The 15,974-nt window shown below is 69.1% G+C and carries 15 protein-coding genes; 6 read left to right on the plus strand and 9 right to left on the minus strand.

Going from position 1 to position 15,974, the window contains the following annotated elements; genetic code table 11:
* The first annotated feature begins 268 nt into the window (after positions 1-268).
* On the plus strand, positions 269-1,366 hold the full coding sequence (locus QH276_RS12045) for a zinc-binding dehydrogenase (RefSeq protein WP_280399172.1): 1,098 nt from the start codon (positions 269-271) through the stop codon (positions 1,364-1,366).
* Positions 1,367-1,449: 83 nt separating this feature from the next.
* A complete protein-coding gene (locus tag QH276_RS12050) occupies positions 1,450-1,761 on the plus strand; it encodes a GNAT family N-acetyltransferase (protein ID WP_280399171.1) in 312 nt (103 codons plus the stop codon).
* A 55-nt stretch (positions 1,762-1,816) separates the two neighbouring features.
* Here the strand turns inward: QH276_RS12050 and QH276_RS12055 are convergent, their stop codons facing one another.
* Positions 1,817-2,578: a lysophospholipid acyltransferase family protein gene (locus QH276_RS12055; protein WP_280399170.1), complete on the minus strand. Its 762-nt coding sequence runs from the start codon at positions 2,576-2,578 to the stop codon at positions 1,817-1,819.
* A gap of 180 nt (positions 2,579-2,758) precedes the next feature.
* On the opposite strand from QH276_RS12055, the gene QH276_RS12060 reads away from it, so the two are divergent.
* The gene (locus QH276_RS12060; protein WP_280399169.1) at positions 2,759-3,418 is read left to right on the plus strand and encodes a YqgE/AlgH family protein; all 660 of its coding nucleotides are present in this window, start codon (positions 2,759-2,761) and stop codon (positions 3,416-3,418) included.
* Positions 3,419-3,457: 39 nt separating this feature from the next.
* Here the strand turns inward: QH276_RS12060 and QH276_RS12065 are convergent, their stop codons facing one another.
* Entirely contained in the window at positions 3,458-3,970 is a 513-nt protein-coding gene (locus QH276_RS12065; protein WP_280399168.1) for an EXLDI protein, read from the minus strand.
* A gap of 326 nt (positions 3,971-4,296) precedes the next feature.
* On the opposite strand from QH276_RS12065, the gene QH276_RS12070 reads away from it, so the two are divergent.
* Positions 4,297-5,052 (plus strand): SDR family oxidoreductase, encoded by a 756-nt coding sequence (locus tag QH276_RS12070; RefSeq protein ID WP_280399167.1) that lies wholly within the window; start codon positions 4,297-4,299, stop codon positions 5,050-5,052.
* Between the two features lie 60 nt (positions 5,053-5,112).
* Here QH276_RS12070 and QH276_RS12075 read toward each other — a convergent pair whose 3' ends face one another.
* The 3 genes from QH276_RS12075 to QH276_RS12085 are packed head-to-tail and all read right to left on the minus strand — an operon-like array spanning position 5,113 to position 7,262.
* Complete coding sequence (locus QH276_RS12075) at positions 5,113-5,463, minus strand: hypothetical protein (protein WP_280399166.1); 351 nt, start codon at positions 5,461-5,463, stop codon at positions 5,113-5,115.
* The gene (locus QH276_RS12080; RefSeq protein ID WP_280399165.1) at positions 5,460-6,329 is read right to left on the minus strand and encodes a DUF692 domain-containing protein; all 870 of its coding nucleotides are present in this window, start codon (positions 6,327-6,329) and stop codon (positions 5,460-5,462) included. Before QH276_RS12080 ends, QH276_RS12075 begins: the two co-directional genes overlap by 4 nt.
* A gap of 3 nt (positions 6,330-6,332) precedes the next feature.
* Positions 6,333-7,262 (minus strand): TIGR04222 domain-containing membrane protein, encoded by a 930-nt coding sequence (locus QH276_RS12085; protein WP_280399164.1) that lies wholly within the window; start codon positions 7,260-7,262, stop codon positions 6,333-6,335.
* A 520-nt stretch (positions 7,263-7,782) separates the two neighbouring features.
* Between QH276_RS12085 and QH276_RS12090 the strand changes: the two genes are divergently transcribed.
* Positions 7,783-8,475: a glycoside hydrolase family 25 protein gene (locus QH276_RS12090; protein ID WP_280401721.1), complete on the plus strand. Its 693-nt coding sequence runs from the start codon at positions 7,783-7,785 to the stop codon at positions 8,473-8,475.
* 86 nt (positions 8,476-8,561) lie between these two features.
* Here the strand turns inward: QH276_RS12090 and QH276_RS12095 are convergent, their stop codons facing one another.
* The 3 genes from QH276_RS12095 to leuS form a co-directional block, all read right to left on the minus strand.
* Positions 8,562-8,690, minus strand: coding sequence for a hypothetical protein (locus tag QH276_RS12095; RefSeq protein WP_280401720.1), 129 nt, complete (start codon positions 8,688-8,690; stop codon positions 8,562-8,564).
* A 157-nt stretch (positions 8,691-8,847) separates the two neighbouring features.
* Positions 8,848-10,890: a PhoX family protein gene (locus tag QH276_RS12100; RefSeq protein ID WP_280399097.1), complete on the minus strand. Its 2,043-nt coding sequence runs from the start codon at positions 10,888-10,890 to the stop codon at positions 8,848-8,850.
* A 164-nt stretch (positions 10,891-11,054) separates the two neighbouring features.
* A complete protein-coding gene (leuS, locus tag QH276_RS12105) occupies positions 11,055-13,946 on the minus strand; it encodes a leucine--tRNA ligase (RefSeq protein ID WP_280399096.1) in 2,892 nt (963 codons plus the stop codon).
* Between the two features lie 115 nt (positions 13,947-14,061).
* On the opposite strand from leuS, the gene QH276_RS12110 reads away from it, so the two are divergent.
* On the plus strand, positions 14,062-14,484 hold the full coding sequence (locus QH276_RS12110) for an SdpI family protein (RefSeq protein ID WP_280399095.1): 423 nt from the start codon (positions 14,062-14,064) through the stop codon (positions 14,482-14,484).
* Positions 14,485-14,488: 4 nt separating this feature from the next.
* Here the strand turns inward: QH276_RS12110 and ggh are convergent, their stop codons facing one another.
* Positions 14,489-15,829, minus strand: coding sequence for a glucosylglycerate hydrolase (ggh, locus tag QH276_RS12115; protein ID WP_280399094.1), 1,341 nt, complete (start codon positions 15,827-15,829; stop codon positions 14,489-14,491).
* Positions 15,830-15,974: the final 145 nt, after the last annotated feature.

A 15,974-nucleotide genomic window follows, 5' to 3' on the forward strand; every position in this document is an offset into this window, starting at 1 on the left:
GCGCGGCCCCCCCGGCCGCCTCCATCAACCCCCCCCCCCCCCCCCCCCCCCCCCCCCCGCCCCCCCCCCCCCCCCCCCGCCGGCCCCCCACCCACGGAGGTGGGCCGGTCAGGCTCTGGGCTCGGGCGCAATCCGGCCCCAGAGGTGCACCGCGAAAATTCGGGACGAGGTCGGCGAACCGGGTCCGCAAAGCATGGATTTCTGGGACGGTGGTTCCAGGCGCCGGTTTCCGCCGGTGTGCAGCGAGTACGTGGTGGAGGAGTGTGACGTGCGGGCCGCAGTTTTCAACGGAGGCGAACCCCGGCTGGTCGTCGAGGACATCCCGGTGCCGGTGCCGCAACGGGGTGAGGTGCTGTTGCGGGTGACAGCATGCGGGGTCTGCCATACCGACCTGCACGTGCTCAAATCCGAGGTGAAGTTCCCGGCGCCCGCGGTGCTCGGGCACGAGGTGTCCGGGGTGGTGGAGCAGCTCGGCGCGGGTGTCGGGAATGTGGCGGTGGGCGACAGCGTGGTGTGCAGTTTCATCATGCCGTGCGGGGATTGCCGCCATTGTGTGCGCGGGGCCGAGGATCTGTGCGAGAAATTCTTCGCGCACAACCGCCTCAACGGCACCCTCTACGACGGCACCAGCCGCCTCGCCCGGGCCGACGGCACACCGCTGGCCATGTATTCGATGGGCGGCCTCGCCGAATACTGTGTCGTCCCCGCCTCCGATGTCTTCACCGTCCCCGCCGAGGTCGGCCTCGACGCGGTGTCGATCCTGGGGTGCAGCTCGTTCACCGCACTCGGCGCCATCCACACCGCCGGGCTCGCCCTCGGCGACCGGATCGCGGTGGTCGCGGCGGGTGGTGTCGGCTCCTCGATCGTGCAGTTCGCGGCGGCCGCGGGGGTCGCGCAGATCGTCGCCATCGACATCAGCGACGAGAAGCTTTCCGCGGTGGCGAAACTCGGGGCCACCCATACCGTCAACTCGCGCACCGAGGACGCCGCCGCCCGGGTCCGGGAACTCACCGGCGGGCACGGCGTGGATGTGGCGTTCGAGGCGCTCGGCAGCCCCGCCACCTTCGCGACCGCGCTGGATATCCTCGACGACGGCGGCCGGGCCGTGGTGGTGGGTATCGCGCCCGCGGGTTCGACCGGCAGTATCGACCTGGCCCGGCTGGTCCGGCGCAAACTCCAGGTCCTGGGTTCCTACGGGGCCAAGGCCCGCACCGATATGCCGGCGCTGCTGCGGATGGTGGCCGCGGATACGGTGCGGCCGCAGGAGGTCATCACCCGCCGCTATCCGCTGGATCGCGCCGACGAGGCCTACCGGGCGCTGGCTCGCGGCGAGATCGTCGGGCGCGCGATCATCGAAATGACCTGACCCGCCGGGCACATCGGCACGACGCGCCGCGCCACCTACTCGATCGAGGCGAATTTTCGCGACCGACCGAGTAGCGTCGAGCCATGCCGACGGAGGTCCGCAACAACACCGCACTGGAACGCTTCGAGATCACCATCGACGGCGAGGTCGCGGGCTATATCGAATACCAGGACACCGCCGGTGAACGTGCGTTCGTCCACACCGAGATCGACCCGCGTTTCGACGGGCAGGGTTACGCCCGCGACCTGGTCGAAGCCGCCTTGCACGCCACCGGCGCCGAGGGGCTCGGGGCGCTGCCGATGTGCCCGGTGGTCGGGCGTTTCATCGAGACCCGGCCGCAGTACCTGACGATGGTCCCGCACTGGGCCCGCGACCGGCTCGGCCTGCCCCAATGAGCTCGCCCCGCCCCGGCACGCGGCCGGCAGGGCGAGCCACCGGTCGATCACGACCTCAATAGGCGGCGACCGCACCGTCCAGTGCCCGCTGGAGATCCGCGCGGGCCACCCGGGTGATCTCGGCGGGCCGCTCCGGGAGTTCGGTGCGGGGCAAGCCGAAATGGAAGCTCGCCGATTTCGCCTCCTCCTTGGTCGGCTCGACGGCGGGATCGGCCCGAGGGCCGTAGCTGAGACCCAGGGAAAGCAGCGCGGGCCGGACGCCCAGTTTGGCGGTCCGGAAGGCGATATGCCCGATGCCGGTGCCGATCGGCTGCACCTGCGCCGGATCCACGTCGTTGCAGGTACCTTCCGGAAAGATTGCCAGGCTGTCACCCTCGGCCAGGCGTTCGGCGCAGATATCCATCATCCGCTGCCCGGCCGCGTTCACCGCGCGCAAACCGTGGTCGGTGCCGCGGAAGACCGGGATACCGCCCATCATGTCGATCCGGCGGCGCAGTTTCTCCTCCTCGAACAGTTCGTCCTTGGCCAGCACCCGGGTACGCCCGATGATCGGGCGCAGTTCGCTGCGCCAGGCGGCCGCGGCCAGCGTGTAGGGATCCAGCCGGGAGAGATGGTTGACCGCGATCAGCAGCGGCGTCCGGGTCCGGATCAGCTCCCGGATCGCGGCCCGGGCCCCGTCGGCATAACTCACCCGCGGCCGGTAACGACGCCCGAGCAGGGCATAGGCCCCCATCGCCTGGAGCCGGTTCTGCCGGTGCGCGCGGTAGAAGTCGTACACGTCATCACTGTTGCCGAGAAGCACCTCTGGGGGTCGCATACGGCTGACTCTACGAGCATGAGCGCGTCAGGGCCGGAGGAGGAAGCGGAGCGTAACCACGGAGGCCCCGCGCTCATGCCCCATAGAAACAGCGCTTGAGCGCCCCGAGGCAGGAGGCGAATGCGAAGCGAACGGGGGATCAGAGGGGCGCGATCGGGCAATAACTGCGATGATGGCCTGGTGGCGCAGGCAGATGACCCCGATGATCGCAAGACCCGGGGCGGCCGCGGTGGCGGGCACGAGCCCGACCCTGGTCGTCGCGGTAACCGGCAGGGTGAACAGGTCGTACGGGCCGGTACGCTGCTGGTTTCCTCGACCGACCTGGCCGAGCCCACCTTCCGCCGGACGGTCGTCTACATCATCGAGCACAACGATGCCGGGACGCTGGGGGTGGTGCTGAACCGGCCCAGCGAAACCGCGGTGCACGATGTCCTACCGCAGTGGAACGACGTTTGCGCGCAGCCGCGCACCCTGTTCGTCGGTGGCCCGGTCAAACGGGACGCCGCGCTGTGCCTGGGGACCGTGCGGGTGGGCGCTTCGATCGACGGTGTGCCCGGGGTGCGGCGCGTCGACGGCCGGGTGGTGCTGGTGGATCTGGACGCCGATCCGGAGCGGATCGGCCGGCTGGTCGAGGGCGTCCGGATTTTCGCCGGATACGCGGGCTGGACCTTCGGTCAGCTGGACAGCGAATTGGACAACGACGACTGGATCGTGGTGTCGGCGCTGCCCAGCGACCCGATCACCAGCCGCCGCTCCGATATGTGGGCCGACGTGCTGCGCCGGCAACCACTGCCGCTCTCGCTGCTGGCCACCCACCCGATCGAGGTGGAACGCAACTAGCACCGCCGGGACGGTGGGACTGCGGGCGCTGCCCGGGAATCAGATATCGAGTTCTTCCACCGGGGGGCGGTCGGCGATATCGGCGATTCGCCGGTACAACTCCCCGGGCATTTTGTCCTTCAGTTCCGCCAGCGTGTCGGTGATGGTGAGCTGGTAATCGCCCCAGTCGTGTTCGATTCCGAGCATGCGGCGCCAGTTCTTCAGATCGCGCAGCCAATTCTGCGATTCGGGGTAGTCCGACCAGTTCGAGTACTGCGCGTGCAGCGCGAATTTTCCCTTGCGCCCGCGGTATACGCGCAGATGTTCCATCCGCTCGTCGTTGACATCGCGGTGTTCACCGAGCAGCGATCCCTGGAACCGCACTTGCCGGACCCCGTTGTGCCCGACCCGCAACACCACCTCGTCGAACCCCTCGAGCCTGCCTTCCTCGAGTTCGATGAACCGCCGCAACGCGGTGGCCACCGCGCCGGACAGATTGCCGCCGACGAGTTCCTGCGCGCGCTGGAACAGGGGCAGATCGTCGTCGGCGACGTAGATCGTCTTGTTCGGCATACCACTACTATACGTAGAAGTATACGTATAAACAAGGCCTGCCGGTCAATCCCACCGAAATACGCTCTCACCAGCGGTGACGTCCGCCGGTCGTCGACCGGGCGAGCACCGGATCCGGCGAGCTCTCCGAACCTCACCCTAACCGGGTGATCCCCGACCGGGGCCTCGGCCTGGTTTCCTGGACCCCGCAACACGGTGGCCGGAACGGGCCACCGCGGCACGGCGGCGCCCGCTCCGGCCGCCCGTGCGCAACACCGGAGACCAGAGCATTCGACTTCCGTGAATCCCCGGCGGAGCCGGGGCGGCACGCCGTGAAAGGCGGAACGATGAAACACGTAGTCGTCGGCGGTACCGGACGTATCGGCTCGCAGGTGGTGCGGAAGCTGACCGAGGCCGGCCACGAAGCCGTTCCCGCGGCACCGTCCACCGGTGTCGACCTCGTCACCGGCGAGGGTCTGGACGAAGCGCTCGAGGGCGCCGAGGTGGTGACCAATCTGGCGAACTCCCCGGCCTTCGACGAATCGTCGGCGGATTTCTTCGCCGCCGCCATGGACAACCTGCTGGCGGCGGGTGAGCGCGCCGGAGTGAAACACCAGATCGTCCTTTCCATCGTCGGGGTGGACCAGGTCCCGCAACTGGACTACTACCGGGCCAAAACGCTGCAGGAGCAGTTGCTGCGCCGCGGCCCCACACCGTTCTCCATCGTGCGCGCCACGCAATTCTTCGAATTCATGGAATCGGTCCTGTCGTGGACCGCCGACGGGGACACCGTCCGTCTGCCCAGTACGCCCCTGCAACCCATGGCGGCCGCCGATGTCGCCGACGCGGTGGTGGAGGTCGCCACTCGCACCCCGCTGCAGCGAATCCGCAATATCGCCGGTCCCGAGGTGTTCGGGCTCGACGATCTCGGCCGGATCACCCTGGCGGCGCGGCACGACGACCGGATGGTCGTCACCGACGACACTGCCGGAATGTTCGCGGCGGTGAACGGTGATGTCCTGACCGCGGGACCGGACGCACGCCTGGCCGGAACCCACTACCGGGATTGGCTGCGCGCCCACGCCGGCGCGGAGACGGGTTAGCCTGCGCCACAACCGCTCCCGTCAGGCGGAAGGTTCCGTCCCGCGAGACGGATCGGTGGCTCACCGCGACCGGCGTAACCGCAGCAATCCGGCGAAGCGGTTCGGCGCTGCCGGTGGCCGCGGCGGCCACGGGACATCGTGGTCGCGGGCGAACCCGAGCGCGTCGGCCGCGGTAGTGCCTTTCGGCCGGCCGCGGGCCCAGGCGATATATCGCGCGGTGAATTCGGGGCCGGTGGCGCGCACGAGCGCGGGGTAGTGCGCCGCGATCTCCCGGGCCCGTTTGCGCAGAATCGCGTCGGCGGCGGCGCGTACGGCCGCCGGATCGAAACCGGGCGGGACGGCGTCGTCGGCGACCAGGGCGCGCACCAGGGCGGCCTGCCGCTCGGCCAGGCCGGGCGCGGGATCGGTCATCGCAGGACCGCCCGCGCCGTGGCGGTGATCGGGGCGCGGGCGGCGGCGTTGCTGATCGCGTCGAGTTCGTCGAGCAGTTCGTCGTCCGGCGGATAGTCGCCGTCGCGTTCCAGCATCAGCGGGACGGGATGGTCGCGGACGAATTCGGCGACGAGTTCCAGAACCGGCGCGGGTATCGGATGGCGATGGGTGTCGTGGTATCGCCCGCCGGATTCCATACCACCGGCGATATGGCAGTAGGCGATTCGCTCGGTGGGCAGGCGGCGCAGTTCGGTATGCGGGTCGCGACCCCGATTCCGCGCGTCGGCGTAGACGTTCGCGATATCGAGCAGCAGATACACCCCGGTGCGCTCGACGATCTCGGTGAGGAATTCCGACTGCGTCATCTCGTTGTCGGGCCATTCGAACAACGCGGCGATATTCTCGACCGCCAGCGGAACACCGATTCCGTCCTGGGTCCGGGTGATATTCGCGACGAGTACGGCGAGGGCTTCCGCGGTGCGCGGCACCGGCAGCAGATGCCCGGCCTCCAGCCCGCCGGCCCGGACGAACGCGATATGTTCACTCACCAGCGGCGCCCCCAGCGTTTCGGCGCACCGGGCCAAGCGTTCGACGCGCGCCCGGTTCACCGGTTCGGCGCCGCCGAGCGAGAGCGAGACGCCGTGCGGTACCACCTGGGTGCCGCGGTCGCGCAGCGCGACGAGTTCCCGCGGGACCACGACCTCATACGCTCCGGGCGCACCGGTGACGGGCAGCGATTCCGCGACGACCTCGCAGAAATCGAGGCCGTCGAGCTGCGCGATCAGCCCGCAGATCGGTGGGCGCCAGCCGATGCCGAGGGCGAATTCGGGAAGGGGGCCGCTCACCGGTCAGCCACCGCATCCACCACAGCCGCCGCACCCTCCGCCGCCGCCGCCACCGCCACCGTCTCCGCCACCATCGCCGCCACTGCTGCCGTCACCGCTACCACCGGCGGGTTCGGCGGCGTACCCCGACATCGCGGTGTTCAACTCGGGGTCGATGAGCACCAGTGCCTGTACGCCGAACAGTGCGACCGCCAAACCGGCGGCCGCGGGGCCATAGGACGGGTACGCCGGGAGGGCCGAGGGGCGCAAATGGAAGTTCCCGGTGGTGGCCTCGTGCAGCGCGGTCTTGCCCAGCGGGGTGACCCGGACCGCACGCACCACCTGCGACCCGGCCAGGCCGAGTAGCAGCAGCACGATCACCAGGAAGATCACCGGATTGCCGTTGACCAGTCCGGCGATCAGCCGGGCCAGCCCGAAGAGTCCGACGACCACGATCGGCAACGCCGCCTCGCGTAACTCCTTCGAGAAACGCGGACCGGTCAGGTACCCGCGTTCGATGAGGGAATCGCGCAGCCGGTCCAGGTCCGGACGCATCCGGCGGGTCACCTCGGTGATGCTCTGCTGCGGTTTGCCGAGATGGCCCGATACGGCGACGGTGAACGGGTCGAGCGTGGTGGCGGTCCGTGACCCGCTCGCACGTCCTCGGGCGTCGATCACATCATGGGCGCGCAGCAGTGCCACCGCGGCCATCACCGCCCGGTGATCGCTGGTGAGCAACCCGAGTTCGGGCGCGGTGAGTTCCGCCGCGGGGGCATCGGCGGGCGCGCTCACGATCCGGTGCCGCAGCCAGAACGCCACCGCCACCGCGAAAATCGCGATCGGTATGTACAACTGCAGGAAACCGGTGCTGGAGATACCCCAGGTCTCACCCGCGGCGAGCGCAGACTCCGCCGACCACTGAACCGCGCGCATATCGACCTCCGGCTCGTGCACGATGTTGGAACCAGTATCCGGACGAAATCCCGACCACGCCACGACACTTCGGTGGCAGATCCGTGAACCACATATGGCAGTTCGGGTGTAATCGCTGATCAACCGCCCCGAGCCCGGATCCGTGGCCGGCCACTCGGGACCGGGTCCGCCCCCGTCCCGGGGTATCCGTCCGCCGCGCGGCGTATGAGGTGTGGTGCAATCGCGCCCCGATTACGGTGCCGATTCACGGCGCGGTCCTACCAGGTGACGACCCTGTCGGTGCATAGGGTCGGTGTCCATGGAAGCTGACCGTTGGAGACCGACTGCACTGTTGCGCCGCCTCCCGCGGCGCGGGGCGAGCGCCCCGGACCACGAACCCTGCTACCCACGTACCCCTCACCGGAGCGGCACCGGTCGCGCGGGAACCCGGAGCCCGGGCGGTTTCGCCCGCGACCACCATCGCAACCAGCCGCACGACCGGGGCGGGGCCGGACACGGCACGATCCGGTTCCTGCTCCGGAAAGCCGCGGCGGGCGGCGCACTGGTGTGCGCGGCCGGTTTCGGTGCCTTCCCCGCCGCCACCGCCGACCCCACCGGACCCGACGTGTCGTCCTGGCAGCACGACAGCGGACGCCCCATCGACTGGTTCGCGGTGCGCGCCGCCGGGCACCGATTCGCCATGGTGAAGGCCACCGAGGGGTTGAACTACGTCAACCCGTACTTCGTGCAGGACAGCCTGCATATGCGGGTCGCCGGGATGGCGCGCGGCACCTACCACTACGCGCGCCCGGAGCTGCCGCCGGAACCGCAGGCCGCGCTGTACGCCGCGGTCGTGCTCGGCCAGAACGGTCCGCTCGATCTGCCGCCCGTGCTGGATATCGAGCATTCCGGCGGACTCCCGCCGGCCGCGCTGATCGACTGGACCCACCGCTACCTCAACACCGTGCAGGCGCTGACCGGCCGCATCCCGATCGTCTACACCTATCCGACGTTCTGGAAAACCGCGATGGCCGACAGCGACCAGTTCCACCGCTACCCGCTGTGGATCGCCGACTACCGCGACCGCCCGCAACCGGAGGTCCCCGGCCGCTGGCCGGCGTGGACGTTCTGGCAGCAGACCGATTCCGGATCCATCCCCGGTATCCACGGCCCGACCGATGTGAACGTCTACAGCGGCGCCCAAGGCGATTTCAACCGCTTCGCCCGGATGGGCGGCCTCACCGGCAGCGGGTAGAGACGTCCGGCCGGGTTGCGCCGCAACGTGCCGGATGCCACTGGGCCGGGCGTGGGCCGCCGCCGTCAGCGATGGGCTCGGCGGGTTCAGCCCGGTCGCCGGTCGTGCCTTTTCTGGGCGGCGACGACCTCTGCCGTATGCGCCCGGATCCAGTCCGGGAACTGCCCCAGCGATGCGGCGAGACCCTGGCCGAGCGCGGTGAGTTCGTAGGTCACCGGGCAGCCCGCCCGGACCTTCGAGCAGTGGGCCCGAGATCACGCCGGCGACTTCCGCTGAGCGAGGGCCGGCCCGGCGCGGGAATCGGTCCGCGCCACGCCCAGCGGATTCCGGCCCGGCCCAAGGGGTCCGGGCCGGAATCCATGGGCCGGATCGTTACTCGACGCCGATCCGGCCGCCACCGGCCTTCCAGACCGCGACCACCGCGGGCCGCGGCTGCGAGGTACCGCCGTCGGGCCAGTGCGACGCCGGGTTCTCCACCGAGGCATCGTCGGTTTCACCCGGATGCTGGACACACACGACGACCCGCTCCTCGGTGATCACCGGACCGCAGGTTTCGCCGCCCGCGGGAACCGAGAGGAACTGTTTGGTCTCGCCGCGCCGGTCGCCGTCGAGCACCACCGCGAACAGCCCGTCGTTGGCGTCGAGCGCGTTACCGTCGGTGCTGATCCACAGGTTGCCGTACGGATCGAACGCCAGGTTGTCCGGGCAGGAGATCGGGCTGACCTTGGTTTTGTCGTAGCCGGCGAAGTAGGTGTCGGCGGCCGCCGGATCACCGCACACCAGCAGCAGCGACCAGGTGAATTCGGTACCCGCGTGATCGTCGGTGATCTCCAGGACCTGGCCATTCTTGTTCTCGTTGCGCGGATTGGCCTCGTCGGCGGCGGCCTCGCCGTCGGTACCGCGTTTGCTGTTGTTGGTCAGCGCCACGTACACCTTGCCGGTCTTCGGGTTGGCCTCGAAATCCTCGGGACGGTCCATCTTGGTGGCGCCCACCTTGTCACCGGCCAGGCGGGTGAACACCGCGACCTCTTCCGCCGACATACCCTCCACCAGCGATTCGCCGCGGCCGTCCTCGGCGGTGCGCAGGATCGGGATCCACTGGCCCTTACCGGTGAAGCCCTGATCCGAGGGCACCGTGCCCGAACCGTCGATCCGGTCGGGGTGGTCGCCGGTGAGTTTGGCGACGTAGAGGGTGCCCGCGTCCAGGATGGTCAGGTTGTGGCGGCGGCTGGCCGCGCCGGTGCCGGGTTCGATCTTGCGCGAGGAGACGAACTTGTACATGTAGTCGAAGCGTTCGTCGTCGCCGCTGTAGGCCACCACGGTGCCGTCGGAGGTGACGTGGATATTCGCGGCCTCGTGCTTGAACCGGCCGAGCGCGGTGTGCTTGACCGGCGTGGACTTCGGATCCCACGGATCCACCTCGACCACCCAGCCGAACCGGTTGGCTTCGTTGGGTTCGGCGGCCACGTCGAAACGCTTGTCGAACTTCTCCCAGAAGTGCGGGGAATCGGATTCACCGATGCCGTAACGCTCCAGCCGTTCGGCGGTCACCGGGTCGGCGGATTTGCCGATGAAGTAGGCGTTGAAGTTCTCTTCACCGGAAAGCACCGTGCCCCAGGGGGTCACACCGCCGGAGCAGTTGTTGATCGTGCCCAGCACCTTCGTGCCGGTGGGGTCGGCGGTGGTTTTCAGCAGCGCGCTCCCGGCGGCGGGGCCGGTGAGCTTGAACTCGGTGGTCGCGGTGATACGCCGGTTGTACTTACCGAAGACCGGCTTCAGCCGGCCGGTCCCGGATTCGCCGTGCACCTCGACCACCGTCAGGCCGTGCGCGGCCATCGCGATATCGACCTGCTCCTTGGTGATGGCCTCAGGCTTGTAGCCGGGGAACATGAACACCTCGGTGGTGTATTCGTGGTTCACCACCAGCAGGTACTTACCGGCCTGGCCCTCGATCGGCAGCAGGCCGGCGAAATCGTTGTTGTAACCGAACTGCTTGGCCTGTGCGGCCGGGGTCTGCGCGTAGAAATCGAATTCGGGCGCGTCCTCGAACAGCGGATCACCCCAGCGGATCACCACTTGCTGCTCGTAACCGTCCGGGATGACGACGGCGTCCTCGGTGTTGGGCGCGACCGGGGTGAACCCGGTGCCCATTCCCTGGCCGCTCTCGGCGCTGCCGGCGCCGGCATCGTCACCACAGGCCGCGAGTGTGCCGACGGCGCCGATCGCGACCACGGCGGCCGCGCCGCCCTGCAGTACCCGGCGCCGGGAGATCCCGGCCACGATATCCCCGAAGTAGGTGTTCGACGAGGTGTTGGGCACCTCGTGGAAGCAGGCATTACCGCATTTGTACTGGCAGGTCACGCGCGATCGCGAGCCTGCCGGCTGATGGGCGACGAAGAGCGCAAGAGGTTTCACAGTGGGACTCCTGTTCCGGGCTGAACGCCCGCACGCTAGCCGACCCAGGCAAGTCCGAGGAGTCGCACAGATTAACTACCGGCCAACACGGTTGCCCGGAAATTGCCCGGGCAATCGTGCCGGGCGGTACAGATCAAGCTGTACCGCCTCCGGGCCTGACGCGCTCAGGCGACGATATTGACCAGGCGGCCCGGCACCACGATCAGTTTGCGTGGCGCTTTTCCGTCCAGCAGCGCGGCAATCTTCTCGTCGGCCAGCGCGGCCGCCTCGATCGCTGCCTGATCGGCCTCCGGATCCACCTGGATCCGGCTGCGGACCTTCCCGTTCACCTGGATCGGGTACTCGACGGTCTCCGCGGTCAGCAGCGCCGGATCGGCCACCGGGAACGGGCCGTGCGCCAGCGAATGGCTGTGACCCAGACGTTCCCACAGCTCCTCGGTCATATGCGGGGCCAGCGGCGCCAGCATCAGCACCACCGGCTCCACCGCCGAACGGGGTGCGCCCTTCGGATAGGCCTTGGTCAGGTGGTTGGTCAGTTCGATCAGTTTGGCGCCGGCGGTGTTGTCGCGCATGGCCGCCAGGTCCTCGTCCACCCCGGCGATCGTCCGGTGCAGCAACCGCAGCGTCTCGTCGGACGGGTTGTCCTCGGTGACCCGGGTCGCGCCGGTCTCCTCGTCCACCACCAGCCGCCACACGCGCTGCAGGAACCGGTGCGCGCCGATGACGTCCTTGGTGGCCCACGGCCGGGAGGTGTCCAGCGGGCCCATCGACATCTCGTAGAAGCGGAACGTATCGGCCCCGTACAGATCGCAGATCTCGTCGGGCGCGATGGCGTTCTTCAGCGATTTGCCGATCTTGCCGTATTCCTGGTTCACCTCGATCTCGGTGCCGGTGGCGTCGGTCCAGTAGAACTTGCCGTCGCGTTCGGTCACCTCGGCGGCGGGTACGTAGGCGCCCCGCTCGTCGGTGTAGGCGAAGGCCTGGATATAGCCCTGGTTGAACAGGCGGCGGTACGGTTCGCTGCCGCTCACATCACCCAGGTCGAACAGCACTTTCTGCCAGAAACGGGCGTACAGCAGATGCAGGACGGCGTGTTCCACACCGCCGACGTACAGGTCCACACCGCCCGGATCGGCGGCACCGTGCTCGGCCGGGCGCGGGCCCAGCCAGTAGTTCTCGTTCTCCTTCGCGCAGAACTCCGCCGCGTTGGTCGGGTCGGCGTAGCGCAGCTGGTACCAGGAGCTGCCCGCCCAGTTGGGCATGACGTTGGTATCGCGGCGGTAGGTGCGCGGGCCGTCGCCCAGGTCCAGTTCCACCTCCACCCAGTCGGTGGCCTTGGCCAGCGGCGGGGAGGGTTCGGAATCGGCGTCGTCGGGGTCGAAAGTGACGGGCGCGAAATCGTCCAGTTCGGGCAGCCGCACCGGCAGCATCGATTCCGGCAAGGCGTGCGGGGCGCCGGTCTCGTCGTAGACGATCGGGAACGGTTCGCCCCAGTACCGCTGCCGCGCGAACAGCCAGTCGCGCAGTTTGTATTGCACGGTGCCCGCGCCGCGGCCGTCGGCTTCCAGCCGCGCGATCACCGTGGCCTTGGCGTCGGCGATGGTCAGGCCGTTCAGGTAATCAGAGTTGATGGCGGGACCGTCACCGGTGTAGGCCTCGCCGTCGAAGCCCTCGGGCGGTTCGACGGTCCGGATGATCGGCAGGCCGAACGCGGTCGCGAAATCCCAGTCGCGCTGGTCCTGGCCGGGGACGGCCATGATGGCGCCGGTGCCGTAACCGCTCAGCACATAGTCGGCGATGAAGACCGGGATCCGCGCGCCGTTCACCGGGTTGGTGGCGTAGGTGCCCAGGAAGACGCCGGTCTTGTCCTTGTTCTCCTGCCGCTCCAGATCCGATTTCGCGGCGATGGCCCGGCGGTAGGCGGCGACCGCCTCGGCCGGGGTCGCGCTGCCGCCGGTCCAGCGGGCGTCGGTATCGGCCGGCCAGGCGGCCGCGGTCAGCGCGTCGACCATCTCGTGTTCCGGGGCCAGCACCATGTAGGTCGCGCCGAACAGGGTATCGGGGCGGGTGGTGAACACCTCCACATCACCGGCCGGGGTCGCGAACTCGACCCGGGCACCGCGCGAACGCCCGATCCAGTTGCGCTGCATGGCCTTGACGTTCTCCGGCCAGTCCACATGGTCCAGATCGTCGATCAGCCGGTCGGCGTAGGCGGTGATACGCATCATCCACTGCCACAGACGTTTCCGGAACACCGGGAAATTGCCGCGCTCACTGCGCCCGTCGGCGGTGACCTCCTCGTTGGACAGCACGGTGCCCAGGCCCGGGCACCAGTTGACCATCGAATCGGTCTGGTAGACCAGCCGGTACGAGTCGATCAGCGCCCGCCGCTCGGCGGCGGACATACTCGCCCAGTCCTTATCGTCGGGCACCGCGCGGGCGCCGACGGCGAACTGCCGCTCCAGCTCCTCGATCGGGCGGGCCCGGCCGGCCTCCTGGTCGTACCAGGCGTTGTAGATACGCAGGAAGATCCACTGCGTCCACTTGTAGTACTCGGGGTCGGTGGTCGCGAACGACCGCCGCCGATCGTGCCCCAGGCCCAGCCGGTCCAGCTGGCGCTGCATGGTCGCGATATTGGCCTCGGTGGTGTCGCGCGGATGCGCACCGGTCTGCACGGCGTACTGCTCGGCGGGCAGGCCGAACGCGTCGTACCCCAGCGCGTGCAGCACATTGCGTCCGTGCATCCGGTGGTACCGCGCGAACACATCGGTGGCGATATAACCCAGCGGATGCCCCACGTGCAGGCCGGCGCCCGACGGGTACGGGAACATGTCCTGCACGAACAGCTTGTCCGCGGGTACCTCCCCCGCCAGCGGGCCCACCGGGTTCGGGGCATGGAAGGTGCCACGCTCGGCCCAGCGCTGCTGCCACCGGCGCTCGATCTCCCCGGCGAGCGCGGCGGTGTACCGATGGGCGGGCGTATCGTCGGCCCGGCCCGGGGCGCCGGTGTCTACCGAGCTCTGCCCGGCCGTCTCGGTTGCGCGGGAGTCCTGCACGGTCCTGCCTTCTCTAGCTGCTGATGGGGAGAAATCCGTCGTCGAACAGCCTAAGACGTGCCCCCTGACAAGCCCAAAAAGGTGGGCGCGAAATTCACTGCGGTATTCTCACCAGGTGTTTGCCGTCGCGATTCTGCTGTTCGTCCTGGCCCTGATTGCCCTGGCGACGGGCGTGCTCGGCCTTATCGGCCGGCTGCCCGGCAACCGCTACATCGGGGTGCACACCGAGGCGGCGCTGCGCGACGAGACCGCGTTCCGCACCGCGAACCGGATCGCGGCCCCCACCTCCCTGGTTTCCGGCGCGCTCCTCGCCGCGGGCGGGCTGGTGGTGCTGGCCGCCGGCACGCTCACCGGTCTTGTCGTGACCGCGGGCGTGCTGGTGATCGCCCTGTTCACCCTGGGCGCGGGCGCCAATGCCGGGGCCCGGGCCGCCGAGGCCATCGCCCCGCCGACGGAGACCGGTGGATGCGGCGGGGCCTGCGGGGGTTGTTCGCTGAAGAGCACCTGCGAACCGGCCGCCGAATCGCAGCCGGTCTGACCCGTCACCCCAGCCAGTCGAGTACCGAAGCGGCCGTCCACGACTGCTGCATGCTGCCCAGCGGCTCCCCGGTGAACGGTTCGTAGTACTCCGCGAAACTGCCGTCGCTGGCCTGCCGCAACGCTTCGGCACGCAACATGAAGGAGCGTTCCGCCCAGCCGCGGTGGGCGAAAACCCAGGAGAACAGCCAGCTCATCACCGGCCACACCGGGCCGCGCCAATATTCGCGGGGGCGGAAATCCTTCGATACCGGCGAGGTGGAGGGCGGCAGCGCGTACCGCAGATCCGGGTGTCCACAGAATCTCGGCCCCTCGAAGATCCGGAGCAGGCTGCGTTCGGTGGCCCGGGGCAAGCCGCCGCAGATGAGCGGCGCGAACATGGCCAGGGTTTCGGTGGTGATCCAGCGCCGCAGCCGGGTGTCGTAGTCGCGGGCAGCCCCGGTGCGGGCGTCGGTGGTGGCGATCACGCCGGCGCGGAACCGGTCGGCCCAGCCGAACAGTTCCCGGGTATCGGCCTTCGGCTGGTGGTATTCCTCACCGATCTGCCCCAGCACCTCGCAGGCCAGGGAAAAGATCGCGGTGACGAACACATCCTCGACGGCGAAATTCATCACCGTGCTCAGTACGGCGTCGTCGTAGCGGGCGCGCCGCATCTGCTCCACCAGCCACAGGTAGCGGTCGTATTCGCGGTCGGTGGGGCGCTGGGTGGGGTCGTCGATGACGAGTACGTCCTCACGCCGGTAGGCGGGCAGGTCCGGGCCGGGCAGCACGTTCTCGTAGGCGCGATCCCACCGCGGCGAGTTGTCCATCCCCGATTCCCAGCCGTGGTAGAGCGTGATCCGGCCGCTGCCCAGCGGGTCGCGGGCGTGCGCGAGCCAGCGATGCCAGCGCACCAGATCGGGCCAGCGGCGGTTCAGGAATTCCTCGGCCACCGCCCGGGTACTGCGGCCGTGCCGGCGGGAATGGTCCAGGATGCGCTGCACCGCGATGGCGTGCACCGGCGGCTGGGTGATCCCGGAGGTATCCGGGCCGTCGGGCGCCTGGGCCGCCAGCAACCGGCATTCCCAGCGGGCCGGGCCGGGGAAATAACCGTCCACCCCGTTGGCGAACACGATGTGCGGGATCATCCCGTTCTTCCACTGCGCCGAGAGCAGGGTGTCGAGTTCCACCACCGCGCGTTCCACGCTCAACGGCGCCAGCCCCACCGCCACGAACGCCGCGTCCCAGCTCCACATATGCGGGTAGAGCCGCGGGGCGGCGCTGGTCATGGTTCCCAAATCGTTGCCGCGCAGCAGATACGCCGCACGGGCCGCGAGCTGCGTGGGGGTGAAGCCGGGATGTGCCATCTCTATATCTTGCTTGTTCGGCCGGGCCGCACGCCCGGTTCGGTGAAGGGGTGATCGCAATATCTACCCAGCTACGGTTTCGCGGGAATGAGCATCGGATTGCGTACGTGTTGAATGGCCATCCGCGGCGCCGCGGGCCGGGGCA

This window comes from Nocardia carnea (assembly GCF_029869215.1).
Lineage (GTDB): Bacteria > Actinomycetota > Actinomycetes > Mycobacteriales > Mycobacteriaceae > Nocardia > Nocardia carnea_B.